The following is a 16718-nucleotide window of genomic DNA, read 5'->3' as shown; positions in this document are numbered from 1 at the left end:
GCGAATTCCGGCCATACGGTTAGTGACGTATAACTGAGATTTAGGTTAGTCTCTATTAACTGTGATGTCCAACACAGGCATCAGTGAAAATGAGGGGATGTGCCGGTGACCGGCCCCAGCCAGACCAGCCAGCGCAGCCAGGCGAAGCAATTCCGGCGCCAGGCCCTACTGACCGCAGCCGCTGCGCTGTTCGCTGCAGAGGGCTACCACCGTGTGTCGCTCGAGGATCTCGGGGCTGCGGCGGGCGTCAGTGGTCCGGCAGTCTACCGGCACTTCGCCGGCAAGCAGGCCGTCCTCGGCGCGCTTTTGTTGAGCGTCAGCCAGGACCTGCTGTCCGGCGGCCGCAGCGTCGTGGCATCATCCGCGGACGCCGCAACCGCGCTGGAGCGACTGGTGGCTTTCCACGTTGACTTCGCCCTGAGCCGCCCCGACGTCATCCGGGTCCAGGACCAGGATTTCAGCAACCTGGCCACCGCGGACCAGTCGGAGGTCCGTATGCTCCAGCGCAGCTACGTGGAACTGTGGGTGGAAGTTCTCGCCGCGCTGCATGCCGGCACGGAATCGGCAGAATTGCGCCTGCGCGCCCACGCCACCTTCGGACTGATCAACTCCACCCCCCACTCGGTCCGGGGCCACGGACTCCCGATGGCCGCAAAGCGGGCCCGTCCGTTGCTGGAAAGCATGGCGCTCGCGGCGCTCCTGGCGCCGGCGGTCGGGGCGGTTACGGATCAGGGTTAGCGCGGCACCGTCGCCCGCGCCCAGGTACGTGCGGATCCGGCGCCCAGGGTGGGCCTTCCGCACAGCGATTGCATGTGATTCACAATGCGTTTTAACGGTTCAGAGTGCAGTGATTTCAGGTTCATTCCGAAAGTGATTTGTGGTGCCTAACCCTTTGACTTAGCAAGTGATTATTGCTGTTTAACAAGTAGTGGTTCTCCGATTTATACGTACCGGATGCGCACCATCCGTGCACTCGACGGCAGGAATCGGGTAGCGGCCACTCGGGCCGGAGCGGCTCCCCGGGCGTAAATTTCCAAGCATCGGAAGCTCAGCCCACCAACAGGAGTCGCTGAATAATGGGTGCAGTCCAGAATTCGAAGCCGCTGGAAAGCCTGGTAATTCACCTGTGCAGCCAGCCACGAACGCGCCGCAGCCCGGCGGACAACAGCGTCCGTGGCGGGCGGCGATGACCACGCCGGGGACACCCGACGGCGCGCAGAAAGCCTACCGGGAAGCGGTAAGCATGGAGGTTCCTGCGCTGGTGCAGGCGCTCTCTGACTTGATTGGGTTGCGCCTTGTGGCCCAGATCGGCGCAGTCAAGGAAACCCGCGCCGTGCGTCAGTGGATAGCCCACGAGCGGTCCCCCTCGGCACCCACTGTGAAACGGCTGCGGGACACGTACCAGATTGCCCGTTCCCTGACTGAGTCGTGCAGCCCGGAGGTAATTCAGGCCTGGTTCGACGCGATGAACCCGCTATTGGGCGATTCGTCGCCCGCACGGCTGCTGCGCGACAGCGAACGCGACGACACCGCCGTGCGGGTGCTCACCGCCGCCCGCAGTTTCGCTTCCGGTTCCGGGTAGTGACCGGATCCGGGCCTGCTCCCCGCCAACACTGCCTGCCCGGCCCGCCCCCCGACTACCTGAAAGGCTGATCCTTATGGAACCTGGTGAGCGCTTCACGGCCGGGCACCTGCACCGGATGTCCCCCGGGGACGCGGAACAGTCGGCAGCCGGCGTGCCCGGGCGGATACCGCCGGCTGCTCCGCTGCGGCATGCCGACGGTGCTGCCAACGAATTGTCGGCCGCACTGTGGGAAGAACGCCGGCATCTGGCTGCTGTGCTCGCTGCCCTGCACCAGGCGGATTCCCTGCCGCCGGGTGGAACACCGGAGCGCAGCGCGCTGTTGCTGGAACTCAGAACGGCCGGGCTGGCCCGGGACATTGCCGCCCGGGTATTGGCCAGCGCGTGGGGCATGCCGGACGACACCCCGCTCCCCGAACTGATCCTGGGCGCTCCGGACGGTCCATGGCCATTTATCTTCGGCTCCCATCTGGACGCTATCCGGGACCTGGTCAGCCGGATCGACGGCGTTCAGCAGCACCTGTCAACCGATCCGCAAGGCCCCGACGGCGCGCGGCCGCTTTCCCGCGAAAATTCGGCCCCGGTTCCGCGCCAGCTGCTGCGTTTCCTGGGCGGCCCCTGCGACCCGGCTCCGTCCCCGGACCAGCGCTAGACCATCGCCAGTACCATCGCCGGATCCGTGAGTATAGTCCCGAGATCCTGCAGGAAACGCGAACCCTGCTCGCCGTCGACCAGCCGGTGGTCGAAAGAGAGACTCAGTGTCATCACTTGGCGCAGCGCGACGTCGTCCCGGTACTCCCAGGGCATCTTCCGCACCGCACCCAGCGCGAGAATTGCTGCCTCTCCCGGGTTCAGGATGGGAGTACCTGAGTCGATGCCAAAGACACCAATATTCGTGATGGACATCGTCCCCCCGGACAGGTTGGCCGGACTCGTTTTGCCGGACCGCGCCGTGTCCGTCAGCTCCGTCAACGCGGCGGAAAGCTCCAGCAGGGACATTCGGTCGGCATCCTTGATGTTCGGCACTGTCAGTCCGCGCGGGGTAGCTGCCGCGATGCCCAGGTTCACGTAGTTGTACTGGACGATCTCCTGGTTCGCTTCGTCCCAGCGGGTGTTGAGCGTCGGGTGGTTCTTCAGTGCGATGAGCACGGCCTTGGACACCAGGGTCAGCGGAGTGAGCTTGTAGCCGGCAAACGCCCGGCTGGCCTTGAGCTTCGCCAGCAGTTCCATGGTCGGGGTGACGTCGATGGTCAGGAACTCCGTGACGTGCGGCGCGGTGAACGCGCTGGAGACCATCGCGGCGGCAGTGAACTTGCGCACGCCCTTGATCGGCGTCCGGGTTTCCCGCTCACCCCGGCCCGGGACCACGTCCTGCTCGGACGCCCCGGCCAGGCCACGGCCCGCCACCGGCAAGTCCCCGCCGCCGGCGAAGTTGCGGACGTCATCGCGGGTGATCAGCCCAAACTCCCCGGTGCCGGTGACCGCAGCGAGATCAACGCCGAGATCCCTGGCCAGCTTGCGCACCGGCGGTGTGGACCGTGGGCGTTCGGCGGAGTCCGAAGCGGCAGGCCGCGTCTCGACGGGTTGGTCCACCGGCAGCACCGGCGCGGCCGGGACCGGTTCGAGGACCGGGGCGGACCGGGCGTGCTGGACGGCGGCTGAGGCAGCCGGGGCGGCGAAGTTGCGGGCGCGGCGCGCCGGCCGGCCCGAGGCTTCCAGGACGGCGCCGTAACCGACGAGATTCGGTTCGCGCGCGGCAGGTGCGGCCGCCCCGTCGGCGGCTGCCTCGCCGGCGTCGGCCTCCACTTCGAAGGAAACGATCGCTTTGCCCACCTCGACGACGGTGCCGGGCTGTTCGTGCAGCACGGTGATAACGCCGGCGAACGGCGAGGGGAGCTCGACGACGGCCTTGGCAGTTTCCACTTCCGCGATGATCTGGTTGAGCGCGACGGTATCCCCCACCGCGACTCTCCACGCGACGATTTCCGATTCGGTCAGACCTTCACCGAGGTCCGGGAGCCTGAATTCCTTGATCATGGTGGCGCTCATCCTTCCAGTCCGCTCAGGGAGTTGTGGCGGCCCAGGGCACGGTCGACGCCGTCCAGGATGCGGTCCAGTCCCGGGAGATGGTGCATTTCAAGCTTTGAGGACGGGTAGGGGACGTCGAAGCCTGTTACCCGGACCGGGGCGGCCTCGAGATGGTAGAAACAGCGTTCGGTGATGCCCGCGGCGACTTCGGCGCCGATTCCGCCGGTCTGGGACGCTTCGTGGGTGATAACGAGCCGGCCGGTCTTCCGGACCGAGGCCTCCAGGGTTGCGAAGTCCAGCGGGGCCAGTGAGCGCAGGTCGATGACCTCGATCGAAATACCCTCGTCCGCCGCGGCGAGGGCGGCGTCTTTGGCAGTCTTGACCAGCGGGCCGTAGGCCACGAGGGTAACGTCCGTGCCCACGGTGACCACCCGGGCCTTCTCCATCGGCAACGCGGCAGCGGGCTCCAGGTTTTCGTCCACCTCGCCCTTGTCGTGGTAACGCCGCTTGGGCTCGAAGTACAACACCGGATCATCCGAGGCGATGGCCTGCTGGATCATCGTGTAGGCATCCTGCGGGTTGGAAACGGAGATCACACGCAGGCCCGAGGTGTGCGTGAAATAGGCCTCGGGTGATTCGGAATGGTGTTCCGGGGACCCGATGCCGCCGCCGAAGGGCACCCGGATGGTAATGGGCATCTTCACCGCCCCCTGGGTGCGGTAGTGCATCTTGGCGACCTGGCTGACGATCTGGTCGAACGCCGGGTAGATAAAACCGTCGAACTGGATTTCCACCACCGGGCGGTACCCGCGGTAGGCCAGGCCTACGGCTGTGCCCATAATGCCGGACTCGGCCAGCGGGGTGTCCACAACGCGGTGCGTGCCGAAATCCTTCTGCAGCCCGTCGGTGACGCGGAAGACACCGCCTAGGGCGCCGATGTCCTCGCCCATGAGGATCACCTTCGGATCATTCTCGAGGGACTTGCGCAGGCCCGAATTGATGGCTCGGGCAAAGGTCATCTGCGTCATCAGCGTGCACCTTCTTCAGAAGCGGCCTCTGCGGGATCGCCGAAGGAAGCCAGGTAACGGGAATAGTGGTCCTGCTGGCGGTCCAGCGGGGAATGCGGGGTGCTGTAGACGTGTTTGAAAATATCCATCGGCGCCGGCTCCGGCATGTTGATGGTGCCGGACCGCAGCGCTTTGGCCACCGCATCCGCCTTGGCGGCGACGGCGGTTTCACGTTCCGCGGTGAGCAGTCCCTTGCGGTCAAGCAGTGACTTCAACCGGGCGATCGGGTCCTTCGCGGCCCAGTCCTCGAGTTCGTTGGCGTCCCGGTACTTGGTGGGGTCATCGGCCGTGGTGTGCGGACCCATCCGGTAGGTGACGGCCTCGATGAAGGTGGGACCGCCGCCGCGGCGCGCCCGGTCGGTGGCGATCCGGGTTGCCGCCATCACGGCCAGGACGTCGTTGCCGTCTACCCGCATGCTGGGGATGCCGAACCCTGCAGCACGGTCCGCGATCTGGATGTGGGACTGCAGCCGGACGGGCTCGGAAATGGCCCAGTGGTTGTTCTGGCAGAAGAAGACCACCGGGGACTGGAAGCTGGCGGCAAACACCAGGGCCTCGTTGACGTCACCCTCGCTCGTGGCACCGTCACCGAAGTACGCCACGGCGACTGAATCGGCGCCGTCGTTCTGGATTCCCATCGCGTAGCCGGTGGCGTGCAGGGTCTGGGCGCCGATGATGATCTGCTGGGTTGCGACGTTGACTGTGTAGGGGTCCCAGCCCGCTAGCGCGTTGCCCCGCCAGGCCTTGACAATGTCCTCCGGGTTGACGCCCCGGCAATAGGCGACGCCGTTGTCGCGATAGCTGGGGAAGACGAAGTCGTCGTCGCGGAGGGCACGGGCAGAGCCGATCTGGGACGCTTCCTGGCCCAGTAGCGGGGGCCACAGGGCCAGCTCGCCCTGGCGCTGCAGGGCGGTTGCCTCGGTGTCGATCCGGCGGATAACCACCATGTCCTCGTAGAGCGACCCGAGCTGGTCGTCACTGACGTCCTGGACCCAGGGGTCGAACTCCGGATGGCTGACGCGTTCACCCCCGGGGGTGATGAGCTGGAGGAGGTCCCCGCCCGAGCGCCTGTTTGATTCTGCACTGTTTCCGGGGCCACCGGCGGAAATGCCGCCCTTGCCCGCGTCGTCGGTAAACACAGTTTTCCGCACCTTCTGACGTCGTCTGACCGGGACTTTCGGGACTCGTGATCCCGGTCTGTGCCAGCCGCCCGGGCGCCGTTGCCCCGGATAGTTGTGACCCTACTCACAACTCTCATTGGGTACAACCGGCTGCACGTTAATTGAGCATTCTGCACTGCCGGACCGCAGCGGACCGTGCTAATCTTGCGCACTATGCACCCCCTGGATGGCACCGACACCCGCCTGCTTTCTGCTCTGGCGCGGGACCCCCGCAGGACCGTGGTTGCGCTGGCACAGAAGCTGGGTCTCTCACGGAATACCGTGCAGGCCCGGATGGCCCAGCTGGAGAAAAAACACGTATTCCTCTCCTTTGAGCGCCGCATCAATCCGGCCTCGCTGGGCTACCCCCTGATGGCTTTCATTTCGGTGCACGTACAGCAGCAGAAGCTCGGCCAGCTGGCGGTGGAATTGGCTGACATCCCGGAGATCCTGGAGGGTTTCGGCCTCACCGGATCGGCCGACCTGCTGCTGCGCGTCGTGGCCCTCGATGCCGAGGATCTGTTCCGGATCAACGGAAAGATCCTGGCTTGCGGCGGTGTGGACCGGACGGACACCGCGCTGGCCATGAGCGAGATGATCCCGTTCCGGATCCAGCCGCTGCTGGATCGCGGCTCAGCCGACGGCTGACGTTTCCGACGCCGGGTTCCCGCCCGGAACGCCGCCGGCTTGGCACGATCACACAGGAAGAGCCCCCGTGCTGATGGCACGGGGGCTCTTGGCCTTGCCGGCCGGCGACGTTCCGCCGGCTGTTGATGACTAGTGGTCGGTGGCCTTTTCGGCGCCCACCCCGGTGAGGGAGCGGACTTCCATTTCGGCCTGCTTGGTGCTGTCTTCCAGATTCTTGTCCAGCACCGAACCGAGCCAGCCCAGGATAAACGCGAGCGGGATGGAGATGATGCCTGGGTTGCTGAGCGGGAAGATCGCGAAGTTGGCGCCCGGGATCATGGACGTCTTGGCACCCGAGACCACCGGGGACAGCGCGATCAGGATGATCGCCGAGCCCAGGCCGCCGTACATGCTCCAGATGGCGCCTTGGGTGGTGAACTTGCGCCAGAACAGCGAGTACACGATGGTGGGCAAGTTGGCCGAGGCAGCCACCGCGAAGGCGAGGGCCACAAGGAATGCGACATTCTGGCCGTTGGCGAAAATGCCGCCGGCGATGGCCAGCAGGCCGATGACCACCACGGTGCGGCGGGCGACCTTGACTTCGGTGTCGGCGTCGGCTTTGCCCTTGGCAATGACGCTGGCGTAGATATCGTGCGCGAACGATGCCGCCGCGGTGATTGTCAGCCCGGCGACGACGGCCAGGATGGTGGCGAAGGCCACCGCGGAGATAAAGCCGAGCAGCAGCGGTCCACCCAGGTGGAATGCCAGCAGCGGTGCTGCCGAGTTGACGCCGCCGGGGGCGGACTTGATCGTTTCGGCGCCCACGAGCGCAGCGGCGCCGTAGCCCAGGACGAGGGTGAACAGGTAGAACACGCCGATCAGCCCGATGGACCAGACCACTGACTTGCGGGCTTCCTTGGCGGTGGGAACCGTGTAGAAGCGCATCAGCACGTGGGGCAGGGCCGCGGTACCAAGTACCAGGGCCAGGCCCAAGGACATAAAGTCGAGTTTGGAGGTCTCGGACTTGCCGTACTGCAGGCCCGGGTTGAGCATGTTCGGGTTGCCCGAGGTTTCCACTGCTCCACCGAGCAGGTCGGAGAGGTTGAAACCGTAGATGGCGAGGACCCAGAAGGTCATCACGGCGGCTCCCGCGATCAGGAGCATGGCCTTGATGATCTGGACCCAGGTGGTGCCCTTCATACCGCCGATCAGTACGTACATGATCATCAGGGCGCCGACGACGATGATCACCAGGGCCTGTCCGCCCCAGTCGCTGATGCCCAGCAGCAGGGAAATCAGGCTGCCCGCTCCGGCCATTTGTGCGAGCAGGTAGAAGAAGCAGACGGCGAGTGTGGAGATGGCTGCCGCAATCCGCACCGGGCGCTGCTTGAGCCGGAAGGAGAGCACATCGGCCATGGTGAACTTGCCGGTGTTGCGCAGCAGCTCAGCGACGAGCAGCAGTGCGACGAGCCACGCGACGAGGAAACCGATGGAGTACATAAAACCGTCATAGCCGTTGATGGCAATGGCCCCGGTGATGCCCAGGAAGGAAGCCGCCGAGAGGTAGTCGCCGGCGATGGCGGTGCCGTTCTGCGGGCCGGTGAAGGACCGGCCGGCCGCGTAGTAGTCTGCGGCCGTTTTGTTGTTGCGGCTGGCCTTGATCACGATCACCATGGTGATCGCCACAAACACCGCGAAGATGCCCATGTTGAGCAGGGTGGTGTCCTTGAGATCCGCAACGTTGACTGCGGGAACCATAAGCGTCATTTTGTTACCCCGGTGATCTGGTTGCCGTTTTTATCGAATTCGTGGCCTTCGATTTCGTGGCGGATTTCTGCGGCGATCGGGTCGAGCCGGCGGTTTGAGTAACTGACGTACCAGCCGGTGATAGCGAAGGTGGTCACGAACTGCGCCAGCCCCATGACCAGGCCAACGTTGATGTTGCCCCACAGCTTGATGGACATAAACCCTGCCGCGTAGTCGGCCAGCAGGACGTAGGCGAAGTACCAGAGCAGGAAAGCAATGGCCATCGGAAAGACAAAGCTGCGGTGACGTTTGCGCAGTTCCTGGAACCGCTCGGTCGACTGGACTTCCTTGAAGTCCACGGCCGCCGCGGCGTCCGTATTTTGGGCTTCGTGACCCATCGTTCCTCCTCATTGAGAGATTTGAGTCCACACCGGCTGCCCTGGCCTGCTCCGAACAGCCCGCCGGCCAATGTGACTGCAATCACTGTCTCCCGTGACGTGCCTAACATGCCAGAACCGCAGTACCGTGCGTCGCTCAACGGTCGGGATGCTGCGCTCAGCGGTGCCGGCAGGACCGTCGGGAGCCTCACCTGCCCCTGCCCGTCCTGCGCCGCGATACGCTGGGCGCATGCCCGACTCTCCGCTGTTCATCACCGCCGCCATCGCAGTGATCGCGGCGGCGATCGCCGTCGTCGTCGCCGTCGGTTTAAAGGTGCTCCGCTCCTTCCGGGAGCTTGGCACCGACGCGGAGCGGGCCACCTACAAGACGCTGCATACGGCGTCGCGCGCCGGCCAGCACCTTCGCACGGGGCTTAACCCTGCCGGTGCCGCGAAGGCGAGCCGGCAGCTGCGCAACCTGCTGGGCTGTGACGCGCTGGCGATCACCGACGCTGCCGGCGTGCTCGCGTGGGACGGTGCCGGCGAGGAGCTTGAGCCGCTGCTGATGGAGCTGGCGTCCGGGGTGCTCGCCGGCGGCCACACCGCGGTGATCCCGGCGGGTGAACTGCAGGAACTGGCACAAAACAAGGGCTCCGTGAGCACCCGGCCGGAGGTGGAACGCGCCGCGGTGATTGCCCCGATCAAGGCCGGGGCCCGGGTAGTGGGCGTCGTGGCCGCTTTTGCCCCGGCGGCCGGCGCAGGGCTGGTACGGGCCACCAGCGAAGTAGCCGACTGGGTGGCCGCGCAGGTGGAGCTGGCCGAACTCGACGCGTCCCGCACGCTCCTGATGGAGGCAGAGGTGCGGGCACTCCGGGCCCAGATCAGCCCGCACTTCATCTACAACTCGCTGAACGCGATCGCATCGTTCATCAATACCGACCCGGTCCGGGCCCGTGAACTGGTGGTGGAGTTTGCAGATTTCACCCGCTACTCCTTCCGCCGGCATGGTGACTTCACCACCCTCGCCGAGGAACTGCGCTGCATCGACCGTTACCTGCTGCTGGAGCGGGCCCGGTTCGGCGACCGCGTCCAGGTGAGCCTCCGGATCGCCCCCGAAGTGCTCAGCACCGTCATCCCCTTCCTGAGCCTGCAGCCGCTGGTGGAAAACGCCGTCCGGCACGGTCTCGAAGCCAAGGAGGGCCCCGGCCACATCGCCATCACGGCGCACGACTCCGGCGCCTTCGCCGAGGTGACCATCGAGGACGACGGCGTGGGCATGGATCCGGACCAGCTGCGGACGATGCTCGCCGGGCACGGCGAGGGAGACCATGTTGGGCTGCGCAACGTTGACGCCCGGCTGCGGCAGGTCTACGGCGACGACTACGGGCTGGTCATCGACACGGCGCCCGGGGAAGGCACCCTGATCACGATGCGCGTGCCCAAATCCCAGCCTCGCCACGACGCCTGACCGGGACCCAAATGCCGTCGGCAGTAGTCTTGAGCCATGATTAACGTCCTCGTCGCCGACGACGAGTTGCCCGCCGTTGAGGAACTTGCCTTCCTGCTGGGCCGGGATGACCGAATCGGCGCTATCTTCCGGGCTTCCTCCGGCGCCCAGGCTCTGCGCGCCCTCGAGGCCGAGGAGGTCGACGCCGTCTTCCTCGACATCCACATGCCCGCGGTCTCCGGCCTGGATATCGCCCGCGTCATCGCCCGCAGCAGCAAGCCTCCCGCGATCGTTTTTGTCACGGCCGACGAGGACTGCGCGCTGGAAGCGTTCGAGTTGGCCGCCGTCGACTATCTGCTCAAACCCGTCCGGGCCGAGCGGCTGGCGAAGTCGATAGGCAGGATCAGCGAGTTGCTCAAGGACGGCGCGCCGCGACCGGAAATGATCACCGTTGACCTCGGCGGCACCACCAAGATGATCCGCCGCGAGGACGTCACCTATGTCCAGGCCCAGGGAGACTACGCCAGGCTGCATACCACCGACGCAAGTTACCTCATCCGGGTACCGCTGGCCGACCTGGAACAGCAATGGGCCGAAGCCGGGTACCTGCGCATCCACCGTTCCTACCTCATCGCACTCAAGCATGTCAGCCAGATGAAGCTCGCGGCCGCCCGGCCGAGTGTCACCGTAGCGGGGGCCGAACTGCCCATCAGCAGGCGGCATCTGCCCGCGGTGCGGGAAAAACTCGAGGCGACCCGAATCCGTCCCCAGTCATGACCCGGGTCCGAGTCACAGCGCCCCGCAACACCACACCCGGCGCCGGCTTACCGCCGGCTGCACTGCCGGGCGCCGATTCGCGCGACGCCGCGGAGGAATCCGATGCCGGGCAGGTTTTTGTCCGTTCGCTGATCCGCTCGCAGTTGCGGCTTGCGGTGGTGGTGGCCGCAGGCTTCCTGCTGATCCTGGTTGCATTCCCGCTGATGCTGGGTCTGGTCCCCGGCCTCGCTGACTCAACGATCCTGGGACTGCCCTTCGACTGGGTGCTGCTCGGCGCCGGGATTTATCCGGTCATCGGACTCAGCGCCTGGCTCTATGTCCGGACGGCGGCCAGGAACGAGGCCCGCTACCGGGATCTCGTTGGAGACAAGTGAGGCGCCCGTGAACCCCGTCGTCGGCATAGCGGCCTTTGCCGCCGTCTCGCTGGCCACTGCCGCCATCGGCTTCTATGGGCTGCGGATCTCTCGCACCACCGGGGATTTTTATGTTGCCTCCCGTACTGTCCGGCCCTGGTGGAACGCCTCGGCGATCGGCGGTGAATATCTTTCGGCGGCGAGCTTCCTCGGCGTCGCCGGACTCATCCTGCTCTCCGGCACTGACGCGCTGTGGTTCCCGGTGGGGTACACGGCCGGCTACCTGATGCTGCTCCTTTTTGTCGCCGGCCCGCTTCGCCGCTCCGGTGCGTACACCATTCCCGATTTCACCGAAGCGCGGCTCGACTCCCGGGTGGTCCGCAGCGTCACGAGCGTCGTCGTTGTGGTGGTCGGCTGGCTGTACATCGTTCCGCAACTCCACGGCGCGGCGCTGGCCATCCGAATCACCACCGGGCTGCCCTCTTGGGTAGGGATGGTGGCGGTGGTCGCCGTCGTCTGCGTCACAGTGGTGTCCGGTGGAATGCGATCCATTACCTTTGTCCAGGCGTTCCAGTACTGGCTGAAACTTACGGCACTTGCAGTGCCCATCCTCTTTGTCGTTTTTGTGCTGGCGGACTCCGGGACACCGGCTGTGGCCCCGGCACCCGCGAACCCGACGGGCGCGGCGCCGGCGGGGGTATACCAGAACGTCTCGCTGCTGGTCGCGCTGCTGTTCGGGACCCTCGGGCTGCCCCACGTGCTGGTGCGCTTTTACACCAACCCCGACGGGCAGTCCGCCCGCCGCACTACCCTGATAGTTCTGGGTTTACTCTCGGTCTTCTATCTCTTCCCGACGGCGTACGGGCTGATCGGCCGGATGTTCGCGCCGGAGTTGGCGCAGAGCGGCCAGGCCGATGCCCTGGTGCTGCTGCTTCCCCGGGAGCTTGTGGGCGGCATGGCCGGTGATCTGTTGTCCGCCTTAGTGGTCTCCGGGGCCTTTGCCGCGTTCCTGTCCACGACGTCCGGACTGGTGGTTTCGCTCGCAGGCGTGATCAGCCAGGACCTCTTCGGCGGCAGTGTCAAAGGCTTCCGGCGGGCGGCAGTGCTGTCGGCAGTGGTCCCGCTGGGAATCGCATCGATGACGGGTTCCCTTGCCCTGGCCGGCAGCGTAGGGCTGGTTTTTGCCTTTACCGCATCCACACTGTGCCCGGTGCTTCTGCTGGGCATTTGGTGGCGCGGGCTGACCGACGCGGGGGCAATCGCCGGTATGGCCGCAGGGTCGGTGTTGTGCGGCGGGGCGATGGTGGCGGGGTCCATGCTGGGCGCCCGGGGTACCCCCGATTGGCTGGCGCAGCCGGCGGCCTGGACGGTGCCGGCCGCGTTTGCCGTGATAATCCTGGTTTCCCGGGCCACCCGGAACCGAGTGCCGCGGACCGTCACCCGGCTTATGACGCGCCTGCACACCCCTGAGCGGCCGCTGGTCACGGAGCGCTGACAACGCTCAGTCGATTGCGGCCATCAGCTCTACGACCCGGTCCAGGAAAGCGTCCACCTGGTTTTCCTCGTAGCCATCCTTGCCAACGGCGGGGCGGAAGACAGCGCGGCGGACATTGTCCACACTCAGCGGCTTGTCTTTTTCCAGGTAGCCGATCAGCGAGTGGCACAGGTCATCCACGTCGCTGGTGTTGTAGCTGCGGGCTTTGACCTTCGCGGGGCGCCGGAAGCGCTGGCCGTCGGGGCGGTGCAGCCGGCCACGGAGCATTCCGGCGAGCCGGCCGATCTCGCGGAGCCAGGCGTCCTCGCCGCGTTCGAGGACAAGCTCGTCGCGTTCCCGCACGGCGAGGGCGTCCTCAAGCCGGTCCAGGGCCGCGTCCACGGCTGCTGCAGCATAGCCGGCCTTAACGGGGTCGAAGGAGACGGCACGGACATCGGCGCTCTTGACCGGCCGCCCGGCGGACCGGGGGGATTCGAAGGAAACCCGGGCGCGCTGCATAAACTGGTCCACTTGCTTGGCATTGTAGCCGTACTGGTTCCGCTCCACGCGGTCAAAAGACGCAGGAATCTGACGTTGAATGTCCACTGTAACTGTTGTTCCTTCAATGCCGTTCGGCTGGTTTGCCCGGCCCCATTCTAGGGGCCGGAGGGTGGAAGATTGACAGCCTCACGCGCCGGCAAAGAGTGAGTAAAGGATAAACGCCGCCGGGGAAGCGAAGACGATCGAGTCCAGCCGGTCCATAACCCCGCCGTGCCCGGGCAGGATACTGCTCATGTCCTTGATCCCCAGTTCGCGTTTGACCATGGACTCGGAGAGGTCCCCGGCTGTTGCTGCGGCCACCATGCCCGCAGCCAGCGCCGCACCGAACCACCAGGGCTTGTCCAGTACGTAGACGGCGGCGAGCACCCCCACAAGCGTGGCACCGGCGATGGACCCGGCGAAGCCCTCCCAGCTTTTTTTGGGACTGATTTTCGGTGCCATCGGGTGCTTGCCGATCGAAGCGCCGACGAGGTATCCGAAGGTGTCATTCGCGACCACCAGCAACAGCAGGGTGGCAATCTGCCAGGCGCCGGGGGGAATGAGGCCGTCCGGCCAGAGCCCCACCGGCGTTTCGCCCGCCACGGTATGCAGCGGCAACACGGCGAAGCTGATCATAAACGGGATCCAGGCCAGGGTGAAGACTCCGGCGAAGATGCTGCGCGCGGAACCGGCGGCACCGTCCAGCGACCGCCACAACAGCGCCGCTACGCTGCTGAGCATCATGGCGAACAGTAGGCTCTCGACGCCGCCAAAGTAGGAGGATACGGGCATCGCCGCGGTGCCGATCATCACCGGGATGATCGGCACCCTGGTACCCGAGGCTTCCAGCGCCCGAAAGACTTCCCAGACGCCGAAAACGCCAAAGGCCGTGACGATCAGGACAAAACCCAGCGGCAGGAACAGCAGCCCGCCCAGGACAAAAAAGAGCATCCCAAGACCCACCACTATCGCGGCGGGTAGATTCCTGCCGGCTTTCGGCGTCGGGTTTGTCCGCTGCTTCCGCCGAACCCGGATGTCAGCTCCGGGTTCCCCCTGTTCCTGCGTCATTAGACCTCGAGCAGCTCGGCTTCCTTGCGCTTGAGCAGATCATCGATACCGTCGACGTGGGCCTTGGTCATGGCGTCGAGTTCTTTTTCGCCGCGGTTGCCCTCGTCCTCGCCGGCTTCGCCGTCCTTGACCAGCTTGTCCAGCGTTTCCTTGGCTTTGCGGCGGATGTTGCGGATGGACACCTTGGCATCCTCGCCCTTGGTCTTGACGATCTTGACGTATTCCTTGCGGCGTTCCTGGGTGAGATCGGGGATGGTGATCCGGATGACGCTGCCGTCATTGGAGGGATTGGCGCCCACCTCGGAGTCGCTGAGGGCACGCTCGATCTCGCGCAGTGCGCTCTTGTCGAACGGCGTGATCAGGATGGTGCGGGCATCCGGGATGGCAAAGGACGCCAGCTGCTGCAACGGCGTAGGCGAACCGTAGTAGTCCACCAGGACTTTGTTGTAGAGGCCCGGGTTGGCGCGGCCAGTGCGGATCGAGGCGAAGTCTTCCTTGGCTACCTCAATCGCCTTGTCCATCTTTTCCCCGGCTTCGAGCAAGGTTTCTTCGATCACGATCTCTCCTCAGAAATTGGTACACCCGCCACTGGCGGGGTGCTGTTGTGTTCCGGCTGCTTTCCCGCACTGCGGGGGCAGAACTGTCCTCGAAACATCCTAGCCGCTGCTAGGGACTGACTACGGTGCCCAGGTCCTCGCCCAGAATGGCGCGGGTGACGTTGCCATCACCTTCCATCCCGAACACCACCATGGTGAGGTTGTTATCCTTGCACATGGTCATGGCCGTCTGGTCCATCACACGGATGTCCCGGCGGAGGGCTTCGTCGTAGCTGAGGTGGTGCAGCTTCTCGGCCGTGGGGTCTTTCTTCGGGTCCGCCGTGTAGACGCCGTCGACGCCGCTTTTGGCCATCAGGACGACGTCGGCGTGAACCTCCAGGGCGCGCTGGGCGGCCACTGTGTCGGTGGAGAAGTACGGCAGGCCCGCACCGGCGCCGAAGATGACAACACGGCCCTTTTCCATGTGGCGGATGGCACGGCGCGGAATGTACGCCTCAGCGACCTGGCCCATGGTGATGGCGCTTTGGACCCGGGTCTCGACGCCGGCCTGCTCCAGGAAGTCCTGGAGGGCCAGGCAGTTCATCACCGTGCCAAGCATGCCCATATAGTCGGCCCGGGACCTGTCCATGCCGCTCTGCGAGAGTTCGGCTCCGCGGAAAAAGTTTCCGCCGCCGACGACGATGGCAACCTCGACGTCCGGCACTGCAGCTGCGATCTGCTTGGCCACGCCGCGGACGGTATCCGGGTCAACGCCGAGCTTGCCGCCCCCGAAGACCTCGCCGGAGAGCTTCAACAGGACGCGGCGCCTGCTCTTCTTTGGCTGGGCTGAAGTGGTGACGGTTTCCATGGTGCCTTCCCGTTGGTGAGCTCTGAGCTAGGTTATCGTGCCCGGGGCCAAAGGCGTGACTCGCCCCGGGCCAGGATGCGCCCGGGGTCACCCGGGCGCGTGCAGGGTGCATAACACTGGGCCTGCATACAAAAAGGGCGGCCACCGCAGTGGCCACCCCTTTTGCGTGTCTGACGAGGGTCAGACGGGTGTCTGGCTAGGAACCGACGCGGAAGCGCGTGAACGCGGTGCCCTTGACGCCGGCCTCGGTGAGGACCTGCGCAACAGACTTCTTGGCGTCCTTGGCGAACGACTGGTCAAGGAGGACCTCGCCCTTGTAGAAACCGGTAACCCGGCCTTCCACAATCTTGGTCATTGCTGCCTCGGGCTTGCCTTCAGCCTTAGCCGTCTCTTCGGCGATGCGCCGCTCCGACTCAACGAGCTCGGCCGGCACATCCTCGCGGGAGAGGTAGTTCGGGGACATCGCGGCGATGTGAACGGCGACGTCGTGGGCTGCGGTGTCTGCCGTCTCGCCTTCGCCGTCAACTGCGAACAGGACGCCGACCTGGGCCGGGAGATCCTTGGAGGTCTTGTGCAGGTAAGCGTCGACTGTGGCACCCTCAACGCGGGAAATCCGGCGGACAACAACCTTCTCGCCCAGCACGGCGCCCTCTTCGATAACAACCTCGGAGAGCGGCTTGCCGTCAACTTCGGTGGCCAGCAGGGTCTCGAGGTCGGCGGCGCCGGACTCGACTGCAACGGCCAGAACCTTATCGGCCAGCTGGATGAACTTGTCAGCCTTCGCGACGAAGTCGGTCTCGCAGTTGACTTCAATCATTACGCCGACGCCGCCGTCGACCTTGGCAGCAACCAAGCCCTCAGCGGTGGAACGGCCTTCGCGCTTGGTAGCGCCCTTGAGGCCCTTGATGCGGATGATTTCGATTGCCTTCTCGGCATCGCCGTTGGCCTCGTCAAGAGCCTTCTTGACATCCATCATGCCGGCGCCAGTGCGCTCGCGCAGAGCCTTGATATCAGCGGCAGTGTAGTTCGCCATGTGAACCCCTCTGTCTAGAAATTATGGGTGGTGTA

At 65.4% G+C, this 16718-nt stretch carries 18 protein-coding genes; 8 read left to right on the top strand and 10 right to left on the bottom strand.

All coding sequences use genetic code 11. The features are described from left to right. Nucleotides 1-105 precede the first annotated feature (105 nt). The 3 genes from QK287_RS03830 (at nucleotide 106) to QK287_RS03820 (ending at nucleotide 2234) form a co-directional block, all read left to right on the top strand. Nucleotides 106-738 carry a TetR/AcrR family transcriptional regulator gene (locus QK287_RS03830; protein ID WP_282359325.1) on the top strand — a complete coding sequence of 211 codons (633 nt, stop codon included), beginning with the start codon at nucleotides 106-108 and terminating at the stop codon, nucleotides 736-738. A gap of 388 nt (nucleotides 739-1126) precedes the next feature. Continuing rightward, nucleotides 1127-1582: a hypothetical protein gene (locus tag QK287_RS03825; protein WP_253033262.1), complete on the top strand. Its 456-nt coding sequence runs from the start codon at nucleotides 1127-1129 to the stop codon at nucleotides 1580-1582. 76 nt (nucleotides 1583-1658) lie between these two features. Next, a complete protein-coding gene (locus QK287_RS03820) occupies nucleotides 1659-2234 on the top strand; it encodes a hypothetical protein (protein WP_226774247.1) in 576 nt (191 codons plus the stop codon). On the opposite strand, the gene QK287_RS03815 is transcribed toward QK287_RS03820, so the two are convergent. The 3 genes from QK287_RS03815 to pdhA are packed head-to-tail and all read right to left on the bottom strand — an operon-like array spanning nucleotide 2231 to nucleotide 5816. Continuing rightward, nucleotides 2231-3631 carry a dihydrolipoamide acetyltransferase family protein gene (locus QK287_RS03815; RefSeq protein ID WP_282359322.1) on the bottom strand — a complete coding sequence of 467 codons (1401 nt, stop codon included), beginning with the start codon at nucleotides 3629-3631 and terminating at the stop codon, nucleotides 2231-2233. The two genes, QK287_RS03820 and QK287_RS03815, sit on opposite strands and share 4 nt — an antisense overlap. Beyond that, a complete protein-coding gene (locus tag QK287_RS03810; RefSeq protein ID WP_226774249.1) occupies nucleotides 3628-4638 on the bottom strand; it encodes an alpha-ketoacid dehydrogenase subunit beta in 1011 nt (336 codons plus the stop codon). The genes QK287_RS03815 and QK287_RS03810 overlap by 4 nt, the downstream gene beginning before the upstream one ends. Continuing rightward, complete coding sequence (gene pdhA / locus QK287_RS03805; protein WP_226774250.1) at nucleotides 4638-5816, bottom strand: pyruvate dehydrogenase (acetyl-transferring) E1 component subunit alpha; 1179 nt, start codon at nucleotides 5814-5816, stop codon at nucleotides 4638-4640. Before pdhA ends, QK287_RS03810 begins: the two co-directional genes overlap by 1 nt. A 195-nt stretch (nucleotides 5817-6011) precedes the next feature. On the opposite strand from pdhA, the gene QK287_RS03800 reads away from it, so the two are divergent. Further along, a complete protein-coding gene (locus QK287_RS03800; protein WP_282359319.1) occupies nucleotides 6012-6485 on the top strand; it encodes an Lrp/AsnC family transcriptional regulator in 474 nt (157 codons plus the stop codon). Between the two features lie 129 nt (nucleotides 6486-6614). On the opposite strand, the gene QK287_RS03795 is transcribed toward QK287_RS03800, so the two are convergent. Both QK287_RS03795 and QK287_RS03790 read right to left on the bottom strand, forming a co-directional pair. Beyond that, complete coding sequence (locus tag QK287_RS03795; RefSeq protein ID WP_282359317.1) at nucleotides 6615-8231, bottom strand: cation acetate symporter; 1617 nt, start codon at nucleotides 8229-8231, stop codon at nucleotides 6615-6617. Then, entirely contained in the window at nucleotides 8228-8608 is a 381-nt protein-coding gene (locus tag QK287_RS03790) for a DUF485 domain-containing protein (RefSeq protein ID WP_226774253.1), read from the bottom strand. The genes QK287_RS03795 and QK287_RS03790 overlap by 4 nt, the downstream gene beginning before the upstream one ends. Before the next feature lie 229 nt (nucleotides 8609-8837). On the opposite strand from QK287_RS03790, the gene QK287_RS03785 reads away from it, so the two are divergent. The 4 genes from QK287_RS03785 to QK287_RS03770 are packed head-to-tail and all read left to right on the top strand — an operon-like array spanning nucleotide 8838 to nucleotide 12659. Beyond that, nucleotides 8838-10055 (top strand): histidine kinase, encoded by a 1218-nt coding sequence (locus QK287_RS03785; RefSeq protein WP_226774254.1) that lies wholly within the window; start codon nucleotides 8838-8840, stop codon nucleotides 10053-10055. Nucleotides 10056-10091: 36 nt separating this feature from the next. Then, nucleotides 10092-10811, top strand: coding sequence for a LytTR family DNA-binding domain-containing protein (locus QK287_RS03780; protein WP_226774255.1), 720 nt, complete (start codon nucleotides 10092-10094; stop codon nucleotides 10809-10811). Continuing rightward, nucleotides 10808-11185, top strand: a complete 378-nt coding sequence (locus QK287_RS03775; RefSeq protein ID WP_226774256.1) for a hypothetical protein — start codon at nucleotides 10808-10810, stop codon at nucleotides 11183-11185. Before QK287_RS03780 ends, QK287_RS03775 begins: the two co-directional genes overlap by 4 nt. Nucleotides 11186-11192: 7 nt before the next feature. Continuing rightward, nucleotides 11193-12659, top strand: coding sequence for a cation acetate symporter (locus QK287_RS03770; protein WP_282359313.1), 1467 nt, complete (start codon nucleotides 11193-11195; stop codon nucleotides 12657-12659). Nucleotides 12660-12665: 6 nt separating this feature from the next. Here QK287_RS03770 and QK287_RS03765 read toward each other — a convergent pair whose 3' ends face one another. The 5 genes from QK287_RS03765 to tsf all read right to left on the bottom strand — a co-directional run bounded on the left by QK287_RS03765 (nucleotide 12666) and on the right by tsf (nucleotide 16683). Next, nucleotides 12666-13244, bottom strand: a complete 579-nt coding sequence (locus tag QK287_RS03765; RefSeq protein ID WP_226774258.1) for a DivIVA domain-containing protein — start codon at nucleotides 13242-13244, stop codon at nucleotides 12666-12668. Nucleotides 13245-13325: 81 nt separating this feature from the next. Then, the gene (locus QK287_RS03760) at nucleotides 13326-14246 is read right to left on the bottom strand and encodes a phosphatidate cytidylyltransferase (protein ID WP_282359312.1); all 921 of its coding nucleotides are present in this window, start codon (nucleotides 14244-14246) and stop codon (nucleotides 13326-13328) included. After that, nucleotides 14246-14803, bottom strand: a complete 558-nt coding sequence (gene frr / locus QK287_RS03755) for a ribosome recycling factor (RefSeq protein ID WP_226774260.1) — start codon at nucleotides 14801-14803, stop codon at nucleotides 14246-14248. The genes QK287_RS03760 and frr overlap by 1 nt, the downstream gene beginning before the upstream one ends. Nucleotides 14804-14912: 109 nt before the next feature. After that, nucleotides 14913-15650 (bottom strand): UMP kinase, encoded by a 738-nt coding sequence (gene pyrH / locus QK287_RS03750; protein ID WP_226774261.1) that lies wholly within the window; start codon nucleotides 15648-15650, stop codon nucleotides 14913-14915. A 196-nt stretch (nucleotides 15651-15846) separates the two neighbouring features. Further along, nucleotides 15847-16683 carry a translation elongation factor Ts gene (gene tsf, locus QK287_RS03745; RefSeq protein WP_226774262.1) on the bottom strand — a complete coding sequence of 279 codons (837 nt, stop codon included), beginning with the start codon at nucleotides 16681-16683 and terminating at the stop codon, nucleotides 15847-15849. Nucleotides 16684-16718: the final 35 nt, after the last annotated feature.

Source organism: Arthrobacter sp. AL05 (assembly GCF_029960715.1).
GTDB lineage: Bacteria > Actinomycetota > Actinomycetes > Actinomycetales > Micrococcaceae > Arthrobacter.
The sequence above is the reverse complement of the archived record's forward strand: the minus strand, read 5'-3'. Positions and strand labels throughout refer to the sequence as shown.

Coding starts and splice junctions, on each gene's coding strand:
- QK287_RS03820 (WP_226774247.1), top strand. CDS start 1,659: ATGGAACCTGGTGAGCGCTTCACGGCCGGGCACCTGCACCGGATGTCC.
- QK287_RS03815 (WP_282359322.1), bottom strand. CDS start 3,631: ATGAGCGCCACCATGATCAAGGAATTCAGGCTCCCGGACCTCGGTGAA.
- QK287_RS03810 (WP_226774249.1), bottom strand. CDS start 4,638: ATGACGCAGATGACCTTTGCCCGAGCCATCAATTCGGGCCTGCGCAAG.
- QK287_RS03800 (WP_282359319.1), top strand. CDS start 6,012: ATGCACCCCCTGGATGGCACCGACACCCGCCTGCTTTCTGCTCTGGCG.
- QK287_RS03795 (WP_282359317.1), bottom strand. CDS start 8,231: ATGACGCTTATGGTTCCCGCAGTCAACGTTGCGGATCTCAAGGACACC.
- QK287_RS03790 (WP_226774253.1), bottom strand. CDS start 8,608: ATGGGTCACGAAGCCCAAAATACGGACGCCGCGGCGGCCGTGGACTTC.
- QK287_RS03785 (WP_226774254.1), top strand. CDS start 8,838: ATGCCCGACTCTCCGCTGTTCATCACCGCCGCCATCGCAGTGATCGCG.
- QK287_RS03780 (WP_226774255.1), top strand. CDS start 10,092: ATGATTAACGTCCTCGTCGCCGACGACGAGTTGCCCGCCGTTGAGGAA.
- QK287_RS03775 (WP_226774256.1), top strand. CDS start 10,808: ATGACCCGGGTCCGAGTCACAGCGCCCCGCAACACCACACCCGGCGCC.
- QK287_RS03760 (WP_282359312.1), bottom strand. CDS start 14,246: ATGACGCAGGAACAGGGGGAACCCGGAGCTGACATCCGGGTTCGGCGG.
- pyrH (WP_226774261.1), bottom strand. CDS start 15,650: ATGGAAACCGTCACCACTTCAGCCCAGCCAAAGAAGAGCAGGCGCCGC.
- tsf (WP_226774262.1), bottom strand. CDS start 16,683: ATGGCGAACTACACTGCCGCTGATATCAAGGCTCTGCGCGAGCGCACT.